Origin of the sequence: Morococcus cerebrosus, from assembly GCF_022749515.1 — a bacterium.
Classification (GTDB): domain Bacteria; phylum Pseudomonadota; class Gammaproteobacteria; order Burkholderiales; family Neisseriaceae; genus Neisseria; species Neisseria cerebrosa.
The window spans coordinates 598,049-616,203 of sequence record NZ_CP094242.1; the positions used below are offsets into that span (position 1 = coordinate 598,049).

Consider the following 18,155-nt stretch of genomic DNA (forward strand, 5'->3'; position numbering starts at 1 on the left):
CATTCCGTCTTCGTTGCCCGGGGCGGTTTGCCTTTGGGCGCATGCGGAATCGTATTGCCGCGAGTAAGTTCGTCGGAGTCGGACACGGATTGTCCCGTATGAACATTCAATTATAACGAAAATAAACTTTTCTGACAGCAAATGCCGTGAATGATAGCCCAAAATCGGGCTGGGTCGTCTGAAAAATGCTATATGGCATTTTTGAGCGATTAACGGACAACCGGGAAACCTGCTGCCTGCAATCTTTGCCAGTCGAAAAAGTGGCCGGGGTCGGTTTTGCGGTCGGGAGCGATGTCCTGATGACCGGTAACAGCGGTGATGGGGTAATGCCCGACCAACGCGTGCAGCAGGGTTTCCAGCGTTTGATATTGCGCCTCGGCAAACGGCTCGAAATCGCAGCCTTCCAATTCGATACCGACCGAAAACGCGTTGCACTTTTCACGTCTGCGAAACGACGACACGCCCGCGTGGTACGCCATATCGTCGCAAGAAACGAACTGCACCGCCTCGCCCTCGCGGGTGATCAGAAAATGGCTGGAAACGCGCAAGGTGTGGATGACGCTGAAAAACGGATGTTCGTTGGGGGCGATGCGGTTGGTAAACAGCTTTTCCACCGCGCCCGTCCCATATTCGAAAGGCGGCAGCGAAATATTGTGTAAAACCACCAGCGACACAGTTTCTGATTCTGCACGCGGCTCGAAGTTCGGAGAAAACGCGCGGCGGGCAGGCTGCCACCAGCCTTGTTGCCAGTCAATGTCTTGGCATTCGGACGGAAGATTCATAATTCAGACGACCCTTTATTTCAGACGACCACTGAGGCGGAAAAAACATACGTCGGGCGGGCGCGCGGGAATGGGGTGCGCATTTCGGTTATACTGTCGCCCGACGTTCACAAATCAAAAATCCTACCATGCTGAAAAAAATGTTGAAATGGTTTGCGGTATTTTTTGTTGCCGTTGCCGCCGTGTTCGCCGCCTTGCTGTTTGTTCCCAAAGACAACGGCAAAGCATACCGCATCAAAATTGCCAAAAACCAAGGCATCTCTTCCGTCAGCCGTACGCTTGCCGAAGACGGAGTCGTTTACAACCGCCATGTGCTGGTCGCAGCCGCCTACCTGATAGGTGCACACAATAAACTCAACGCCGGCTCGTACCGCCTTCCTTCCAATATTTCCGCATGGGGCGTTTTGCAGAAAATCCGCAACGGCAGACCCGATGCCGTTACCGTTCAAATCGTCGAAGGTTCGCGTTTTGCCACCATGCGTAAAATCATCGATAACACCCCCGACATCGAACACAAAACACGCGGTTGGAGCGATGCCGAACTCATGCAGGCAATTGCCCCCGACGCGCTCAGCAGCAATCCCGAAGGACAGTTCTTCCCCGACAGCTACGAAATCGACGCAGGCAGCAGCGATTTGCAAATCTACCAAACCGCTTATCAAACCATGCAACGTCGTCTGAACGACGCTTGGGAAGATCGCCAAAGCGGATTGCCCTACAAAAATCCGTATGAAATGCTGATTATGGCGAGCCTGATTGAAAAAGAAACCGCCCACGAAGACGACCGCGCCCATGTTGCTTCCGTATTCGTCAACCGCCTCAACATCGGCATGCGCCTGCAAACCGATCCGACCGTGATTTACGGTATGGGCAGCGCGTACAAAGGCAAAATCCGCAAAGCCGACCTCCAGCGCGATACGCCGTATAACACCTACACCCGCAGCGGCTTAACCCCGACCCCCATCGCCCTGCCAAGCAAAGCCGCCCTTGAAGCCGCCGCGCATCCGTCGAATGAAAAATACCTCTATTTCGTCTCCAAAATGGACGGCACCGGCTTGAGCCAGTTCAGCCATAATCTGGAAGAACACAATGCCGCTGTACGCAAATATATTTTGAAGAAATAGGTTGAACTGAGCTTCAAAAGCATAAAGGTCGTCTGAAACCTGATCTTCGGTTTCAGACGACCTTTTATCTTTCGCAAGCCTTAAGCCGCTTCCCAGTAATCGATGTAAAGCTGCAATTCCATCTGATTGCGCCATTCGTTTGCCACGGGGCGGTAAACCGTGCGGATGTATTCGGGGATGTCTTCGCTGCACCGCCAGAACATGGCTTCAAATTCGTAGCCGTCTTTTTGCAGCCAGACTTTTTTATGTTTGCCCTCTGCGCCCAAGGGTTGCTGGCGGACGACGTGAAATTCGTCGGTAAAGCTCGGCGGCGCGAAGCCTTGTCCCCAAACGTGGCGGGCGAGGTTTTGCGCCTGTTCCAACGTGATGTCGCAGGCTTTTAGGCTGCCGTCGGTGATGAAGGTTTGCGATAAATCGTCTTCGCACACCATTTCGCGCACGGCTTCTTCAAAGGCCGTCTGAAACGCGGGAATGTTGTGTTCGAGTATGCTCAAGCCCGCCGCCATCGCGTGTCCGCCGAATTTCAAAATCAAATCGGGGTGGCGTTTGGACACCAAATCCAAAGCGTCGCGCAGGTGCAGGTTGGGGATGGAACGCCCCGAACCGCGCACTTCGCCGTTGTCCGCAGGGGCGAACACGATGGTCGGGCGGTAAAATCGGTCTTTGAGGCGGCTGGCGACGATGCCGACCACGCCTTGATGAAAGTCGTCGCGGTAGGCGACCAGTGTCGTCTGACCTGAAGGCAGGGTTTCAGGAAAGGCGTTTAGCGCGTCTTGCAGCATGGATTGCTCGATTTCGCGGCGTTCGATATTGAGGTCGTTCAACTGCGCCGCCAATGCCTGCGCTTCCGCGTCGTCGCGCGCCAACAGGCAGGCGATGCCGACCGACATATCGTCGAGCCGTCCGGCGGCGTTGATGCGCGGACCCAGTGCAAACCCCATGTCAAAAGGCTGCGCTTTGCGCCAGTCGCGCCGCGCCACTTCAAACAGGGCGCGGATGCCGGGCCGCATTTTGCCGGAACGCATCCGTTTCAAACCTTGCGACACGAGGATACGGTTGTTGTGGTCGAGGGGGACGACGTCGGCGACGGTGCCGAGTGCGACCAAATCCAAAAGTTCGCCCAAATTCGGCTCTCTAAGGTCGTCTGAAAAATAATTACGGCGGCGCAATTCGGCACGCAACGCCATCAACACATAAAAAATCACGCCCACGCCCGCCAGACTTTTGCTGGGGAAGCCGCAGCCTTTTTGGTTCGGATTGACGATGATGCAGTCGGGTACGGTTTCGGCGGGCAGGTGATGGTCGGTTACGATCACGTCCAAACCCAATTCCTGCGCCCGCGCCACTCCTGCGATGCTGGCGATGCCGTTATCGACCGTAATCAGCAAATCCACGCCTTGCGCGGCGGCGATTTCGGCAAGCTCGGGCGTCAAGCCGTAGCCGTGTTCGAAGCGGTTGGGTACGAGGAAATCCACCGCCGCACGCATCGCCGCCAAGCCGCTCATACCGACGGAACACGCGGTCGCGCCGTCGGCATCGTAGTCGGCGACAATCAGGATTTTTTCCTTGCGTTCGATGGCATCCGCCAGACGGCGGGCGGCAGCTTCGCAATTCGTCAGCGATTGATAAGGCAGAAGGCCGGCAAGTTTGTCGTCCAATTCGGCGGGACTCTGCACGTCGCGCGAGGCGCACAGGCGGGCGATTAAAGGGTCGGCGCCGGCAGTGAGCAAATCATCGAGGACGTTTTGGTTGACGGGGCGGGTTTGGATTTTGACGGGCATGGTGTGCGGACGGAGTATAGTTGTATTTGAGGGGATGTATTTTAAGGCGGGAAAGGTCGTCTGAAAACCTAAAAGCAAACCAAAATCTGCTGCTTGGGTTCAGACGACCTTTTATTGCGAAGGACAAGGAGAACCTCTTTCTCGTTTTAAGTTTCCGGAACGAAGTTGTCGTCAAACAAATTGTCCTGCTGTATTTCTTCCCATTCGTCCTGTTGTCTCAGCAAATCGAGTTTTTTGTTGCGGATTTTGGTTTTGCGCATATGCAGCAGGCGCATGACTTGGTGTTTTTGATCGTCCGTCATCTGCTGCCAATACAATCTCTCTTCGCGGCTGCGCAGGCAACCTTTGCAATAGCCTTTTTCGTTGGCTTCGCATACGCCGATGCAGGGGCTGGGGATGGGGAAGAAATCGGGTTGTTCCATGATGAAGGTGCGGAAAGGTCGTCTGAAAGAGTATAGCCAAGGTGCAGGGTTTCGGCCAGGTATGTACCGTCCGAATATATAAGGTCGTCTGAAAACCTTATTGATAGGTTTTCAGACGACCTGTGTTTACTTTAAAAATTCAAGTAATCAGTTTGCCATTTGTTTTGCCTGAACCGCTGTCAGGGCGATGGTGAAGACGATGTCTTCTACCAATGCGCCGCGGGAAAGGTCGTTGACCGGTTTGCGCAAACCTTGCAACAGCGGGCCGACGCTCAGGACGTTGGCGCTGCGTTGTACGGCTTTGTAAGTACAGTTGCCGGTGTTGAGGTTCGGGAAAATCAAGACGCTTGCCTGACCGGCGACGGTGCTTTCAGGGGCTTTGGTTTTGCCGATTTCAGGCACGGTAGCCGCATCGTATTGCAGCGGGCCGTCGATTTCCAAGTCCGGGCGTTTTTCTTTTGCCAGTTTGGTGGCTTCAATCACGGCATCGACATCAGGGCCGCTGCCTGAATTGATGGTGGAGTAGGAAATCATGGCAACTTTAGGCGGGATGCCGAAGGCTTTGGCGGTATCGGCGGATTGGATGGCGATATCGGCAAGCTGTTCGGGCGTCGGGTTCGGGTTGACCGCGCAGTCGCCGAAGACGAGGACTTGGTTGGGCAGCAGCATGAAGAATACGCTGGACACGAGGCTGGCGCCCGGTGCGGTTTTAATCAGCTGCAAGGCGGGGCGGATGGTGTTGGCGGTCGTATGAACGGCGCCGGATACCAAGCCGTCCACGTCGTTTTGCGCCATCATCATGGTGCCGAGGACAACGGTGTCTTGCAGTTGTTTGCGGGCGTCTTCAGGCGTCAGGCCTTTGGATTTGCGCAATTCGCACATCGGCTCGACGTATTGTTCGACCAATGTAGCGGGATCGATGATTTCCAACGAGTCAGGCAGGCTGATGCCGCGTTCTTTGGCAACGGCTTCAACTTCTTCGCGTTTGGCAAGCAAGACGCAGCGGGCAATGCCTTTTTCGTGGCAGATGGCGGCTGCGGCGACGGTACGCGGTTCTGCACCTTCAGGCAGGACGATGCGCATATCGGCTTTGCGGGCAAAATCAATCAGGTTGTAACGGAATTGGGCGGGAGAAAGGCGGGAGGCTTCGCGTTTTGCCAACGCAGATACGTCTTTGAGCGCGCTGCTTGAGCCGTAGAATGTCAGTCCGGTCAGGCGGGCGACTTCTTCGCCTACGGATGCTGCCGCGCCTTCAATAATGAAGCCTTCCAAAAGACCCGGTGCGTTGGTATAAAGCTGTTTGGCAAGGTTGATTCGGTGTGCCACTTCGGCTGCGTCAGCACTATCAGATTGCAATGCCAAGACTACGCCTGCATCCAAAGACAATGCCAGCTCGACGTTTTTGCCGGACAGGAAGAGTTTGTCCGCTTCGGGGGCGATACCTTCGATAACAAGATTGTCGGTATTGAGTGCGACGGCTTTGCCGACCACAGCGTCAAACCAGTCGTCGCTTTTGCCTTGTGCCAACAGAGTTTCGGCGGATGCGTCGAGCGGTTGGAAAACTTGCGCGCCCAAAGCTTGGGCAAAGGCTTTGCTTGCTGCTGCCACGTCCAAACCGGCGGATACCGGAGCGACCAATAATTTAGCCATGATATGTGTCCTTTCTATTTGGAGGTTGTCCGTCTTGGAGGTTGTCCGTCGCCGCCGTGATGCGGACGTAACGGCAATGGCTTAATACTAACAAACAAATTGCGTTTCCAACAAGGTTAAATGTTAATGGATTGAGCGAAAATGCAATGGATTTTTAAGGGGCTGATACTGTCTGTGCGAAATACAGAAAAGGTCGTCTGAAAAAACCTTTGATGGGGTTTTCAGACGACCTCTTGTGCGGTTGGGTTGTCAGCCTTTGAACACGGGGACGAGTTCGAGCTGGCTCAATACCTGCGCGGCGATGTTGATGATACCGAAGAGGAAAACCCAAACCATCAGCCCGAATCCGCCGTAAACCTTGTAGTTTTTGCCTGCGCCGAATTTTTGGCGCGAACGGTAGAGCAGCATGGCGGGGATGATGCCGGTCCAAATGGTTGCCGCCAGACCGACGTAGCCGATGGCGGTAACGAAGCCTGTTGGATACAACAGACAGAAAATCAGGGGCGGCAGGAAGGTGAGGGCGGCGGTTTTGGTGCGGCCGGACACGCTGTCGTTCCATTTGAAGATGTCGGCGATGTAGTCAAAGAGGCCGAGCGTTACGCCGAGGAAGGAAGTGGCAATCGCCATGTAGGAGAAGAGGGTCAACACTTTGTCCATGCTGCCGGTTTGGGCGAACTTGGACAGGGTTTCGATGAGGACGGAGACTTGCCCTTCGGCGGCGATGACGGGGGCGAATTCGTTGCGCGGCAGGTTGCCTTGGATGGCGACTTGCCACAGGACGTAAATCACGAGCGCGACCAGCGTACCTGCCCAAATGGATTTGGCGACTTTGGGCGCATCGCCTTTAAAGTATTTGAGCAGGCTGGAGACGTTGCCGTGGAAGCCGAAGGAGGCGAGGCAGACGGGCAGGGCGGCGGAGATGTAAATCCAGTAGCTCGTGCCTGCGGGGGCTTGGGTGTCGAAGAGGACGGGCAGTTTGGCATCGGCAATCAGCCCGCCGGTCGCCCAGATGAAAGTCAGCACCATACCGCCGATGAGGACGCTGGTGAAGCGATCGACCAGCCGTGCCGACGCCCACACGCAAAAGGCGAGGATGCCGAAGAAGACAAGCTGTCCGACGGTGAGCGAAACATCGCTACCCACCGCGCTGCCCAAGCCTTTGGCGGTCAAGTCGCCGCCGACGAAGATGTAGGCGTAGGTAAGTAAATATAAAACGAAGGCGACAGCGATGCCGTTGATGACGTTCCAAGTTGGGCCGAGCAGGTCTTTGACCATGGTGTCGAAGCTGGCGCCGTGCGGATAGTGGGTGTTGACTTCAAGGATCATCAGACCGCTGGAAAGCATGGAAAACCAAGTGTAAAGCAACACAATCAGCGAGCCTGTGAACCAGACGCCGGAGGTGGCGGTCGGGTTGGCAAGCATGCCTGCGCCGATGACTGTACCGGCGATAATCATGGCGCCGCCGAATAGCGACGGGGTTTTGACGGACATGGAATTCTCCTCGGAAAAACAGTCCGCCATTATGCCGTAAAGTGTAAGGATTGGTAAGGAGGTCGTCTGAAAATTGCGGGGAAATGGCAGACAGCAGGAGGATTTTCGGACGGGGAGGCGGCGTGTGGATGAGGGCGGTTTAATTTTTTGAAAGATAGGGAGAAACGGCGGTTTCTCCTTTTTTATTTGGTTGGGTTGAAAAAAGGTTTTCAGACGACCTTTTGCTTGAAAATGCCGAATTTACATATTTATACGGCATTTTATGGCTAATTTTTCTCTAATTTTGCCTTCCTAGAATGCGCAACCCTTACAGAGGCCGCATCCGCAACAGGGTGCGGTAACAAAAAAAACAGACGACACATCAAGCAGAAAGGAAGCCGCATGAGCCAATCATACGAAGTCATTTTTGAAAACAACCGCAAATGGCAGGAAACGAAGAGGCAGCAATGCCCCGATTACTTCAAAGACCTCGCCGACGGACAAAATCCCGAATACCTCTACATCGGCTGCTCCGACAGCCGCGTCGCGGCGGAAGAGCTGATGGGGTTTGAACCGGGCGACGTGTTCGTGCACCGCAACGTCGCCAACCTTGTGCACGGTTTGGACATGAATGCCGCCTCCGCCATCGAATACGCCGTCTCGCATCTGAAAGTCAAACACATCATCATCTGCGGCCACTACAACTGCGGCGGCATCAAAGCGGCGATGCTGCCCGAAGATTTTGGCACGATGAATCCGTGGTTGAGCAACATCCGCGACGTGTACCGCCTGCATCAGGAAGAACTGGACGCAATCGAAGACGAACATCTGCGCTACGACCGCCTGGTCGAATTGAACGTGCAGGAGCAGTGCCTCAACGTCATCAAAATGGCGTGCGTGCAGGAACGCTACCTGCTCGACGGCTACCCGATCGTGCACGGCTGGGTCTTTGACCTGCGTACCGGCCGCCTCATCGATTTGAACATCGACTTCAAAAACATCCTCGCCGACATCCAGAAAATCTACGACCTCACCGATTCAGAATGGGTGGTCAACGCGCGCAAGAAAGCGGGTTGATGGCTTGGAGGTCGTCTGAAAATCAGTTTGGACAAGCGTCCTGATTTTTTAGACGACCTTGATTTGCCCCAATCCTATCAAATACAAAAACATACACACATCAGGAGTACCCCTCACCATGAAACCCCAGCAGAAAAAACAGCCTTTGGGCAGCCTGTTTAAGTCCAATTTCGCTTCCGGACTGGTCGTCTTCCTCGTCGCCCTGCCGTTGTGCCTCGGCATCGCGCTTGCTTCAGGCGCGCCGCCGTTGTCCGGCGTGTTGGCGGGCATCGTCGGCGGCATCGTCATCGGTTCCCTCAGCACCTCGCACATCAGCGTGTCCGGCCCCGCCGCAGGCTTGGCAGCGATTATCCTTGCCGCGATTACCGAACTCGGTTCGTTCGAGCTGTTTCTGTGCGCGGGCTTAATCGCCGGCGCCATCCAGCTTTTGCTCGGCTTCATCCGCGCCGGCAGCCTTGCCGAATACATCCCCGTGTCCGTTATCGAAGGCATGTTGGCGGGCATCGGCGTGATTATCATCATGAAACAGATTCCGTTCGCCTTGGGCAGCAACGGCAGCCTCGCCGACCCTGCCGCCCTGTTCGCCGACATCCACACAGGCTCCCTTTTGGTAGCAGGCGTGTCGATGGCGATCCTAATCGTATGGGACAAAATCCCCGCGTTGAAAAACATCAAAGCCCTGCCCGCCGCGCTGGTTGCCGTGGGCGCGGGGATACTGATGAACCAATGGTTTGTCGCCAGCGGCAGCAGCCTTGCCATTCCCGCCGGACAACTCGTCCAACTGCCCGTTCCCGACACATGGCGCGAAGCCGCAGCTATGCTCACGCTGCCCAACTTTTCAGGTTTCGGCAACAGCTACGTCTGGATGACCGGCATCACCATCGCCATTGTCGCCTCGATTGAAACCCTGCTCTGCATCGAAGCCGCCGACCGCCTCGACACCCGCCGCCGCATCACCGATACCAACCGCGAATTGCGCGCGCAGGGCGCAGGCAACATCGTCAGCTCGCTTATCGGCGGCCTGCCCATCACCTCCGTCGTCGTGCGTTCGTCCGCCAACGCCAATGCAGGCGCGACGCACAAACTGTCTGCCGTTATCCACGGCGTCCTGTTGCTGGTGTGCGTTTTGGCGATTCCCTTTATCCTCAACATGATCCCCCTGTCCACCCTCGCCGCCGTCTTGCTGCTGGTGGGCTACAAACTGGCGAAACCCGCTACCCTCCTGCATTTCTGGCATAAAGGGCTGTACCAGTTCATCCCCTTCGCCGCCACCCTCGTTGCCGTCGTCGCGCTCGACCTGCTCAAAGGCGTCGGCATCGGGCTCGCCATCAGCATCATCTTCATCCTTCAGGGCAACATGAAACGCGCCTACTACCTCAGCCGCGAAGAACTCGCCGAAGCCGACGAAATCAGCTTAGAGCTGGCAGAAGAAGTCTCGTTCCTGAACAAAGCCGCCATCAAGAAAACCCTGAAAAACATCCGCCCGGGTTCCAAAGTAACCATCAACGCCGAACGCTCGTCCTACATCGCCGGCGACGTATTGGAACTGATTGAAGACTTCGCCAACGTCTTCGCCAAGGAAAACGACATAGACGTCGTGCTCAAAGGCTTCAAATCCGACTACGACCACGAAGGCCGCGACCACCACAGCCATGTGCGGGTAGGGCATAGCGCGAGTATTTAGAAGTCGGGTTGGAATGAATAGGAGAAGAAAAAGGTCGTCTGAAAAACCTGTTTTGGGGATTTTCAGACGACCTTTTTGTATTTCGACACTATAAATCCATTATCGCTTCAATACGATAGGATTCGCGGGCAAAGCCCACGCTACGCTGTTGGGCAACGCTCAAAGTCGGTGAAAAGCCCATAGCGGGAATTGTTGTGTTGGTTTATGGGATAACCGTAGCGTGGGCTTTGCCCACGAGAATCCGCCCCCTCTCATGTTTGGTGAAAGGGGAGTCGGAAGAGGGGGGGGCTTTGATCCTTATGCCGTATATCCGCAAGCCACCCCCCATCCTAGCCTTCCCCCGCCAGACGGGGGAAGGGATCGGGTTGCTGTAACTGAAAAAGGTCGTCTGAAAAACCTATTTCGAGCTTTTCAGACGACCTATTTGGCAGATGCAAATGGAAAATACCTGCTTCGTCATTCCCGCGCAGGCGGGAATCTAGGTTTTGGAAGCTATGGAAATCTTTAAAAATTGCAGCGGCCTTTCAGAGTCTGGATTCCCGCCTGAGCGGGAATGACGGCGGCTGATGAATCGGCTGTTTTGTCCGACAGAAAAGAAACATAATGAAATATCTAAAAAAAAACAGCAGGATTCGCGGGCAAAGCCCACGCTACACCGTCGGGCAATGCCTAAAGTTGGAGAAAACCCATAGCGGAATTTTTTGTGTTGGTTTGAGGGATAACAATCGTAGCGTGGGCTTTGCCCACGAGAATTCGCTCCCTCTCCCGTCTGGCGGGAGAGGGTTGGGGAGAGGGTGGTTCTTGCCCTTTATGCCGTATATCCGCAAACTACCCCCATCCTAGCCTTCCCCCGCCAGACGGGGGAAGGGATCGGGTTGCTGTAACTGAAAAAGGTCGTCTGAAAAACCTATTTCGAGCTTTTCAGACGACCTATTTGCATTCTGATACTTTAAATCCATTATCGCTTCAATACGATGGGATTCGTGGGCAAAGCCCATGCTACACCGTCGGGTAATGCTTAAAGTTTGGGAAACCCATAGTGGGAGTTGTTGCGTTGATTTGTGGGATAACCATAGCGTGGGCTTTGCCCACGAGAATTTGCCCCCTCTCCCGTCTGGCGGGAGAGGGTTGGGGAGAGGGGGGCTCTTGCCCTTTATGCCGTATATCCGCAAGCCACCCCCATCCTAACCTTCCCCCTCCAGACGGGGGAAGGGATCAGGTTGCTGTAACTGAAAAAGGTCGTCTGAAAACCTTATCTCAAGTTTGAACTGCACCCCAAAAGTTGGACATCCCCCCTCCAACTCACAAGGTGCAGTTTTTTTATGAGCAAATATACATTACACTTTAAATACCAAGCCGTACTCCACTACCTGCATATACGCAGCCAACAGCGTACCGCAGACCACTACGGCATCTCCCGAACCCACCTGCGACGATGGATACGCGCCTATCAAGAAGGCGGCATCGGCGCACTCGAACATCCCCAATCCAAAACCATGCCCCAACACCGCAAAAACCCCTTCATCGCCGACAAACCCGACCACGAAAAAACACAGGCGGAGCTTATCGAAGAGTTGTGCTATATGCGCGCAGAGGTCGCCTACCTAAAGGAGTTAAAAGCCCTCAGCCAAAAGCGGACCGAAAAGGACAAAGCCAAACCGTCCAAACACTGAGGGCGCAACACCCGCTCAAATACCTGCTGCACATCGCAAACCTGCCCAAAAGCAGCTTTTACTACCATCACCAAGATCGACCCGATCCCGACGAGGCCGACAAAGCCCTCCTTGTCGAAACCTACAAACGGCATAAAGGACGCTACGGACAAAGGCGCATTGCCGCAGCATTGGATTGGAACCGCAAAAAAGCAGCGCGGTTGATGAAGCAGTTGGAACTGAAAGCCCTCATACGGGCAAAAAAAGCCTACCGCCATCCCGCCATGGGCGAGATATCGGAACACCTCCTCAAACGCCTATTCACAGCCGAAAAGCCCAACGAGAAATGGCTGACCGACGTGACCGAACTCAAAGGAAAGGACGGCAAACTGTACCTCTCGCCAATCTTGGACCTGTTCAACCGAGAAATCGTCGCCTACGCCATGAGCCGCAATGCTAACAGCGAAATGGTGAAGGAAATGCTCGAAAAAGCCGCACCCCGGCTGACCGGCGAAGGAACGATGCTTCATTCGGACCAAGGCGTGCTGTACCGTACGGCGGGATATAGGGAATTGCTTGCGGAGCATTCCATGGTTCAAAGCATGTCGCGAAAGGCGAACTGCTGGGACAATGCGCCGATGGAAAGCTTCTTTGCGGTGTTGAAGACGGAGTGTTTCTATAACGCAGGAGAATTGACGGTGGACGAATTGATGAAGCAGATAGATGACTATATGGATTACTACAACCGGGAGCGTTGCAGTCTGAAATTGAAAAAGCTGAGTCCTGTCGCATACAGAACCCAGCTTGCACAGAGCGCCTGAAAAGGCTTTTATGAGTGTCCAAGATTTGGGGGCCAGTTCAGTTTTCAGACGACCTTGCGTTTTTGACGGATTTGACGACGGTAATTTAGAACGTAACTGCTTCAGCCAAAATTTTACCTGCCAAGTCTTTGGGCGACAGGTTGGGTTCGCCTTGCAACGGCCATTCGATGCCGACGGTCGGGTCGTTCCAAATCAGTGAATGTTCGGCTTTCGGGTTATAATAGTCCGTGCATTTGTAAACGAATTCGGCTTCATCGCTCAAAACGTAAAAGCCGTGTGCGAAACCTTCAGGTACCCAAAGCTGGCGTTTGTTTTCTGCCGACAGGATTTCGCCAGCCCATTTGCCGAAAGTCGGCGAGTCTTTACGCATATCGACGGCAACGTCAAACACTTCGCCGACGACGACGCGCACGAGTTTGCCTTGTGTGTTTTCGGTTTGGTAATGCAGGCCGCGCAATACGCCTTTGCCTGATTTGGAATGGTTTTCCTGTACGAAGGTGCGGTCGCAGACGTTGGCCTTAAACCATTCGTCGCGGAAGGTTTCCATGAAGAAGCCACGAGCGTCGCCGAAGACTTGCGGTTCTAAAAGTTTGACGTCGGGTAGGGTGGTATCGATGATTTTCATGAAGTATTCTCAAAGTATGGGACAAGTCGTCTGAAAACGGACGGGATGTTACAAACAAGCCATTTCGTTTGCCATTAGCTGTTCTAAGGTTTCGCGTCGGCGGATAAGCCGGTATTCGTCGCCGTCCACCAAGACTTCCGCCGCCCGGTTGCGTGTGTTGTAATTGCTTGCCATGCTGGCGCCGTATGCGCCTGCGCTGCGGATAACCAGCAAATCGCCTTCTTCGCAGGCAAGGTTGCGGTCTTTACCGAGGAAGTCGCCGGTTTCGCAAATTGGGCCGACGATGTCGGCGGTCAGCGGCGGGATGTTTTTTGGTTCTACCGCTTCGATACGGTGGTACGCGTCATACAGGGCGGGGCGCATGAGGTCGTTCATGGCAGCGTCGACCATGACGAAGTTTTTCTCTTCGCCGTGTTTGACAAACTCGACGCGCGCCAGCAGCGAGCCTGCGTTGCCGACCAGGCTGCGGCCAGGTTCGAGGATGAGTTTCAGACGACGTGTGCCGATCAGTTTTTGAACCGCTTGGGCATACGCGCCCAAATCGGGGACGGTTTCGTCTCGATAAACGATGCCGACGCCGCCGCCTAAGTCTAAATGTTCTAAAACGATGCCTTCGGCGGCAAGTGCGTCAACCAAAATCAAAATGCGCTCGCAGGCTTCGATAAGCGGGCTGAGGTCGGTCAGTTGCGAACCGATGTGGCAGTCAATGCCGATGATTTTGAGGTGGCTTTGGCGGGCGGCGTGGCGGTAGGCTTCGAGCGCGTCGGCGTAGGCGATGCCGAATTTGTTGGCTTTCAGGCCTGTGGAGATGTAGGGATGGGTTTTGGCATCGACATCGGGGTTGACGCGCAGGGAGACGGGGGCGGTTTTGCCCAAGCGTTCGGCAACCTTTTGAATGCGGTCGATTTCGGGGATGCTTTCCATATTGAAGCATTTCACGCCTGCATGAAGCGCGAACTCAATTTCTGCTTCGCTTTTGCCCACGCCTGAAAATATGGTTTTCGCCGCGTCGCCGCCCGCCGCCAAAACGCGCGCCAATTCGCCGCCGGAGACGATGTCGAAACCGCTGCCCAGCGAGGCGAAGTGTTTGATGATGCTCAGATTGCCGTTGGCTTTAACGGCGTAGCAGACGAGCGGGGAAAGCGCGGCAAACGCGGTTTGGTAGTTTTCAAATGCTTCGGTCAGCGCGGATTGGCTGTACACATAAAGCGGCGTGCCGAATTCTTCGGCAAGACGGGAATAGGGGACTTGTTCGCAATGCAGGGTCATGTTGGTGAGGCTTAATCGTTGGTTTGATTGGTAGGTTCTTTGGAAGAATGGGTTTTCAGGCCGGTTTGGACCACGCCGAAACGCGCCTTGTCGCCTTCTTTGGGCAGGTAGAGGTCGCCTTTGTAGCCGCAGGCTGAAAGCAGGAGGGCGGTTGCCGCCGCAAAAAATACGCCGTATTTCATCGGTAAACTTCCTTCATAAGCGCGAATGTGGCAAGATTCGGTATCTTAAACAAAAAACACACAAAAAGCCATGATGACCGAAAGCGAATTCATCCGCATGAGCGAAGAATTGTTCGAACACATCGAAGACCAAATCGACGAAAACGGCTGGGATTTCGACTGCCAGTTTGCCGGAAACGTCCTGACCATCGAAGCGGCAGACGGCACGCAAATCATCGTCAACCGCCACACGCCAAACCAAGAATTGTGGATTGCCGCAAAAAGCGGCGGCTACCATTTCGCCGAGCAAAACGGCAAATGGCTGGCAACGCGCGACGGACGGGATTTCTACGATGTTTTGAACGAAGCACTAAGCGCGGCTTCGGGCGAAGCGGTTGAGATTGCCGAATTGTGATCGGACTCAGAAGCCCATCTCACACCCAAAACATTTACTCAAAAGGATAATCCAATGCCCCTGTTAGACAGTTTCAAAGTCGACCACACCCGTATGCACGCCCCTGCCGTGCGTGTAGCGAAAACCATGACCACGCCCAAAGGCGACACCATTACCGTATTCGACCTGCGCTTTTGCGTTCCCAACAAAGAAATCCTGTCTGAAAAAGGCATCCACACGCTGGAGCATTTGTTCGCAGGCTTTATGCGCGACCACTTGAACGGCAACGGTGTCGAAATCATCGATATTTCCCCGATGGGCTGCCGCACCGGTTTCTACATGAGCCTCATCGGTACACCCGACGAGCAGCAGGTTGCCGACGCATGGCTCGCTTCAATGCAGGATGTGGTCAATGTCAAAGACCAAAGCAAAATCCCCGAGTTGAACGAATACCAATGCGGCACCTATCTGATGCACTCGCTTGCCGAAGCGCAGGAAATCGCGCAAAACGTCCTGACGCGCAAAGTGGCGGTGAATAAAAACGAAGAGCTGACGCTGGATGAAAGTTTGCTGAACGCTTAAACGATATGCTTGAAAAAAGGTCGTCTGAAAACTGAACTGCCCCCCAAATCTTGGACACTCATAAAAGCCTATTCAGGCGCTCTGTGCAAGCTGGGTTCTGTATGCGACAGGACTCAGCTTTTTCAATTTCAAACTGCAACGCTCCCGGTTGTAGTAATCCATATAGTCATCTATCTGCTTCATCAATTCATCTACCGTCAATTCACCTGCGTTATAGAAACACTCCGTCTTCAACACCGCAAAGAAGCTTTCCATCGGCGCATTGTCCCAACAGTTCGCCTTTCGCGACATGCTTTGAACCATGGAATGCCCCGCAAGCAATTCCCTATACCCCGCCGTACGGTACAGCACACCTTGGTCCGAATGAAGCATCGTTCCTTTAGCAGTCAGACGGAGGGCGGCTTTTTCGAGCATTTCCTTCACCATTTCGCTGTTGGCATTGCGGCTCATGGCGTAGGCGACGATTTCCCGGTTGAACAAGTCCAAGATTGGCGAGAGGTACAGTTTGCCGTCGCTCCCTTTGAGTTCGGTAACGTCGGTCAGCCATTTTTCGTTGGGCTTTCGGGCTTTGAACCGGCGTTTGAGGAGGTGTTCCGATATCTCGCCCATGGCGGGATGGCGGTAGGCTTTTTTCGCCCGTATGAGGGCTTTCAGTTCCATCTGCTTCATCAACCGCGCCGCTTTTTTGCGGTTCCAATCTAATGCGGCGGCAATGCGCCTTTGTCCGTAGCGTCCTTTATGCCGCCGGTAGGTTTCGACAAGGAGGGCTTTGTCGGCTGCGTCGGGGTCGGGTCGGTCTTGGTGATGGTAGTAAAAGCTGCTTTTGGGCAGGTTTGCGATGTGCAGCAGGTATTTGAGCGGGTGTTGCGCCCTCAGTGTTTGGACGGTTTGGCTTTGTCCTTTTCGGTCCGCTTTTGGCTGAGGGCTTTTAACTCCTTTAGGTAGGCGACCTCTGCGCGCATATAGCACAACTCTTCAATAAGCTCTGCCTGTGTTTTTTCTTGGTCGGGTTTATCTGCGATGAAGGGGTTTTTTCGATGTTGGGGCATGGTTTTGGATTGGGGATGTTCGAGTGCGCCGATACCGCCTTCTTGATAGGCGCGTATCCATCGTCTCAGGTGGGTTCGGGAAATGCCGTAGTGGTCTGCGGTACGCTGTTGGCTGCGTATATGCAGGTAGTGGAGTACGGCTTGGTATTTGAAGTGTAATGTATATTTGCTCATAAAAAAACTGCACCTTGTGAGTTGGAGGGTATGTCCAACTTTTGGGGTGCAGTTCAAACTTGGAAACGGGTTTCAGACGACCTTTTTATTTTTAAATCAAGATGGAGGATTACCAGTTTTGTACGATTTGGGTTGCTTCGTTCAGCCGCTCTACCGTTCCGACATCCAACCAAAGGCCGTTGTGTTTTTGCGCGTCAACCTTTCCTTCGTTCATTGCTTGGCGCAGGAGGGGGGCGAGTTTGGCCGGCTGGTGCGGCAGTGTATCGCGGAAGAGTTCGGGACGGTAAACACCTACGCCGCTGAAAGTCAAGGCTTCGCCTGCTGATTTGTCTGAAGAGGCTAAGCCGTTGGCAAGCAGGGCGAAGTCTCCGTCGGGATTGTGCGGCGGGTTGTCAACCAGCCATAGGCAGGCGAGTTTGTCTGAATGCATCAATACTTCGGCGGCCTGTCGGGCTTTGGAAAAGTCGATGTCGGTCAGCACGTCGCCATTGACAACGAGGAATGGTGCGTCGCCAAGCAGGGGCAGGGCAGTGGCAATGCCGCCTGCGGTTTCCAAGCCGCCTGCTTTTTCAGGGGAATAGGCGATGCGTACGCCGTATTGCGAGCCGTCGCCGAGCGTGGTTTCGATTTGTTCGCCGAGCCAGGCGTGATTGATGACGATTTCGGTAAAGCCTGCGGTTTTCAGACGACGTAAGTGCCAGCCGATTAAGGGTTCGCTGCCGACTTGCAGCAGGGGTTTGGGGGTATGGTCGGTCAGTGGGCGCATCCGTTCGCCGCGTCCCGCGGCAAGTATCATTGCTTTCATGGGGGAGATGGATAAGTTTGAATAATGAAATGATGGCAGTCTGTCGGAATTGGTGAGGCTGATTCAAGGTCGTCTGAAAATGAAATCTGATGGTTTCAGACGACTTTGCGAGCTTGGGGAGCTTTATTCCAAAGATTTGAATTGCCGTCGGAAATATAATAAAGCCGGAGGGTGTGTGCCGGAATTTTTGATTTCGTTGATTTCAACGTAAAAGATAAAATGCGTCCCGATTTCGTGTTGTGAAACGATACGTCCGTGCAGATGCGCCAGTGCGTCTTCGACTTCAAGTTGCCCGGTTTTGCCCCTGTTCCAAATATGGTAGGCAAAGCGTTCTTCAGGGGAAAGCCCGGTCAGGCCGGCAAAGTGTTCTGCGATGTCCTGTTGGCTTTCAGACAGGGTATTGATGCACAAGTCGCGGTTGGTCTGAAGAATCGGAATGATTGCCGCCTTGCGGTTGATGCAGAGCATAATGGTCGGCGGTTCGTCGGTAACGGGGGTAACGGCAGTCATGGTAATACCGTAACGGCCGGATTCTCCATCGGTCGTGATGACGTGTACGCCTGCGGCGCAGGATGCCATGGCATCCCTGAACGGATGCTTGAGTGTGTGTGCCGAATCTGTCATTCGTCGTGC

19 protein-coding genes are annotated in these 18,155 nt (G+C 54.2%); 7 read left to right on the forward strand and 12 right to left on the reverse strand.

The features are described from left to right. Window positions 1-209 precede the first annotated feature (209 nt). Window positions 210-782, reverse strand: a complete 573-nt coding sequence (gene ampD, locus MON37_RS02720; RefSeq protein WP_039406564.1) for a 1,6-anhydro-N-acetylmuramyl-L-alanine amidase AmpD — start codon at window positions 780-782, stop codon at window positions 210-212. A gap of 128 nt (window positions 783-910) precedes the next feature. On the opposite strand from ampD, the gene mltG reads away from it, so the two are divergent. Beyond that, complete coding sequence (gene mltG / locus MON37_RS02725; RefSeq protein ID WP_039406566.1) at window positions 911-1,906, forward strand: endolytic transglycosylase MltG; 996 nt, start codon at window positions 911-913, stop codon at window positions 1,904-1,906. A gap of 80 nt (window positions 1,907-1,986) precedes the next feature. On the opposite strand, the gene recJ is transcribed toward mltG, so the two are convergent. The 4 genes from recJ to MON37_RS02745 form a co-directional block, all read right to left on the reverse strand. Continuing rightward, window positions 1,987-3,687: a single-stranded-DNA-specific exonuclease RecJ gene (gene recJ, locus MON37_RS02730; protein ID WP_039406568.1), complete on the reverse strand. Its 1,701-nt coding sequence runs from the start codon at window positions 3,685-3,687 to the stop codon at window positions 1,987-1,989. A gap of 146 nt (window positions 3,688-3,833) precedes the next feature. Then, window positions 3,834-4,109 (reverse strand): DUF1289 domain-containing protein, encoded by a 276-nt coding sequence (locus tag MON37_RS02735; RefSeq protein WP_039406570.1) that lies wholly within the window; start codon window positions 4,107-4,109, stop codon window positions 3,834-3,836. Window positions 4,110-4,256: 147 nt separating this feature from the next. Next, complete coding sequence (gene pta / locus MON37_RS02740; RefSeq protein ID WP_039406573.1) at window positions 4,257-5,759, reverse strand: phosphate acetyltransferase; 1,503 nt, start codon at window positions 5,757-5,759, stop codon at window positions 4,257-4,259. A gap of 249 nt (window positions 5,760-6,008) precedes the next feature. Next, window positions 6,009-7,250 carry an aromatic amino acid transporter gene (locus MON37_RS02745; RefSeq protein WP_039406575.1) on the reverse strand — a complete coding sequence of 414 codons (1,242 nt, stop codon included), beginning with the start codon at window positions 7,248-7,250 and terminating at the stop codon, window positions 6,009-6,011. Between the two features lie 381 nt (window positions 7,251-7,631). Here MON37_RS02745 and MON37_RS02750 point away from each other — a divergent pair, with 381 nt between their 5' ends. The 4 genes from MON37_RS02750 (at window position 7,632) to MON37_RS02765 (ending at window position 12,463) form a co-directional block, all read left to right on the forward strand. Next, window positions 7,632-8,306: a carbonic anhydrase gene (locus MON37_RS02750; protein ID WP_003768295.1), complete on the forward strand. Its 675-nt coding sequence runs from the start codon at window positions 7,632-7,634 to the stop codon at window positions 8,304-8,306. A gap of 118 nt (window positions 8,307-8,424) precedes the next feature. After that, entirely contained in the window at window positions 8,425-9,990 is a 1,566-nt protein-coding gene (locus MON37_RS02755; protein WP_052242816.1) for a SulP family inorganic anion transporter, read from the forward strand. A gap of 1,322 nt (window positions 9,991-11,312) precedes the next feature. Then, window positions 11,313-11,663, forward strand: coding sequence for a helix-turn-helix domain-containing protein (locus MON37_RS02760; protein ID WP_242883573.1), 351 nt, complete (start codon window positions 11,313-11,315; stop codon window positions 11,661-11,663). Then, complete coding sequence (locus MON37_RS02765) at window positions 11,567-12,463, forward strand: IS3 family transposase (RefSeq protein WP_242883576.1); 897 nt, start codon at window positions 11,567-11,569, stop codon at window positions 12,461-12,463. Before MON37_RS02760 ends, MON37_RS02765 begins: the two co-directional genes overlap by 97 nt. A gap of 85 nt (window positions 12,464-12,548) precedes the next feature. Here MON37_RS02765 and rfbC read toward each other — a convergent pair whose 3' ends face one another. From rfbC to lptM, 3 genes are read right to left on the reverse strand one after another with little or no spacing between them, the layout of a single operon-like run. Then, entirely contained in the window at window positions 12,549-13,088 is a 540-nt protein-coding gene (gene rfbC / locus MON37_RS02770; RefSeq protein ID WP_003745053.1) for a dTDP-4-dehydrorhamnose 3,5-epimerase, read from the reverse strand. 48 nt (window positions 13,089-13,136) lie between these two features. After that, window positions 13,137-14,357 carry a diaminopimelate decarboxylase gene (gene lysA, locus MON37_RS02775; RefSeq protein WP_039405228.1) on the reverse strand — a complete coding sequence of 407 codons (1,221 nt, stop codon included), beginning with the start codon at window positions 14,355-14,357 and terminating at the stop codon, window positions 13,137-13,139. Between the two features lie 11 nt (window positions 14,358-14,368). Further along, window positions 14,369-14,539 carry an LPS translocon maturation chaperone LptM gene (gene lptM, locus MON37_RS02780; RefSeq protein ID WP_039405231.1) on the reverse strand — a complete coding sequence of 57 codons (171 nt, stop codon included), beginning with the start codon at window positions 14,537-14,539 and terminating at the stop codon, window positions 14,369-14,371. A gap of 70 nt (window positions 14,540-14,609) precedes the next feature. Here lptM and cyaY point away from each other — a divergent pair, with 70 nt between their 5' ends. Both cyaY and luxS read left to right on the forward strand, forming a co-directional pair. Then, on the forward strand, window positions 14,610-14,933 hold the full coding sequence (cyaY, locus tag MON37_RS02785; RefSeq protein WP_003755648.1) for an iron donor protein CyaY: 324 nt from the start codon (window positions 14,610-14,612) through the stop codon (window positions 14,931-14,933). A 54-nt stretch (window positions 14,934-14,987) separates the two neighbouring features. Next, window positions 14,988-15,494, forward strand: a complete 507-nt coding sequence (gene luxS, locus MON37_RS02790; protein ID WP_003745039.1) for an S-ribosylhomocysteine lyase — start codon at window positions 14,988-14,990, stop codon at window positions 15,492-15,494. A gap of 72 nt (window positions 15,495-15,566) precedes the next feature. On the opposite strand, the gene MON37_RS02795 is transcribed toward luxS, so the two are convergent. The 4 genes from MON37_RS02795 to hpaC all read right to left on the reverse strand — a co-directional run bounded on the left by MON37_RS02795 (window position 15,567) and on the right by hpaC (window position 18,146). Continuing rightward, window positions 15,567-16,463, reverse strand: a complete 897-nt coding sequence (locus MON37_RS02795) for an IS3 family transposase (protein WP_242883710.1) — start codon at window positions 16,461-16,463, stop codon at window positions 15,567-15,569. Continuing rightward, window positions 16,367-16,717 (reverse strand): helix-turn-helix domain-containing protein, encoded by a 351-nt coding sequence (locus MON37_RS02800; RefSeq protein ID WP_039406616.1) that lies wholly within the window; start codon window positions 16,715-16,717, stop codon window positions 16,367-16,369. Before MON37_RS02800 ends, MON37_RS02795 begins: the two co-directional genes overlap by 97 nt. Before the next feature lie 109 nt (window positions 16,718-16,826). Then, window positions 16,827-17,522 carry an N-acetylmuramate alpha-1-phosphate uridylyltransferase MurU gene (gene murU, locus MON37_RS02805; RefSeq protein ID WP_039407721.1) on the reverse strand — a complete coding sequence of 232 codons (696 nt, stop codon included), beginning with the start codon at window positions 17,520-17,522 and terminating at the stop codon, window positions 16,827-16,829. A 123-nt stretch (window positions 17,523-17,645) separates the two neighbouring features. Beyond that, complete coding sequence (gene hpaC, locus MON37_RS02810; protein ID WP_039407724.1) at window positions 17,646-18,146, reverse strand: 4-hydroxyphenylacetate 3-monooxygenase, reductase component; 501 nt, start codon at window positions 18,144-18,146, stop codon at window positions 17,646-17,648. Window positions 18,147-18,155 lie beyond the last annotated feature (9 nt).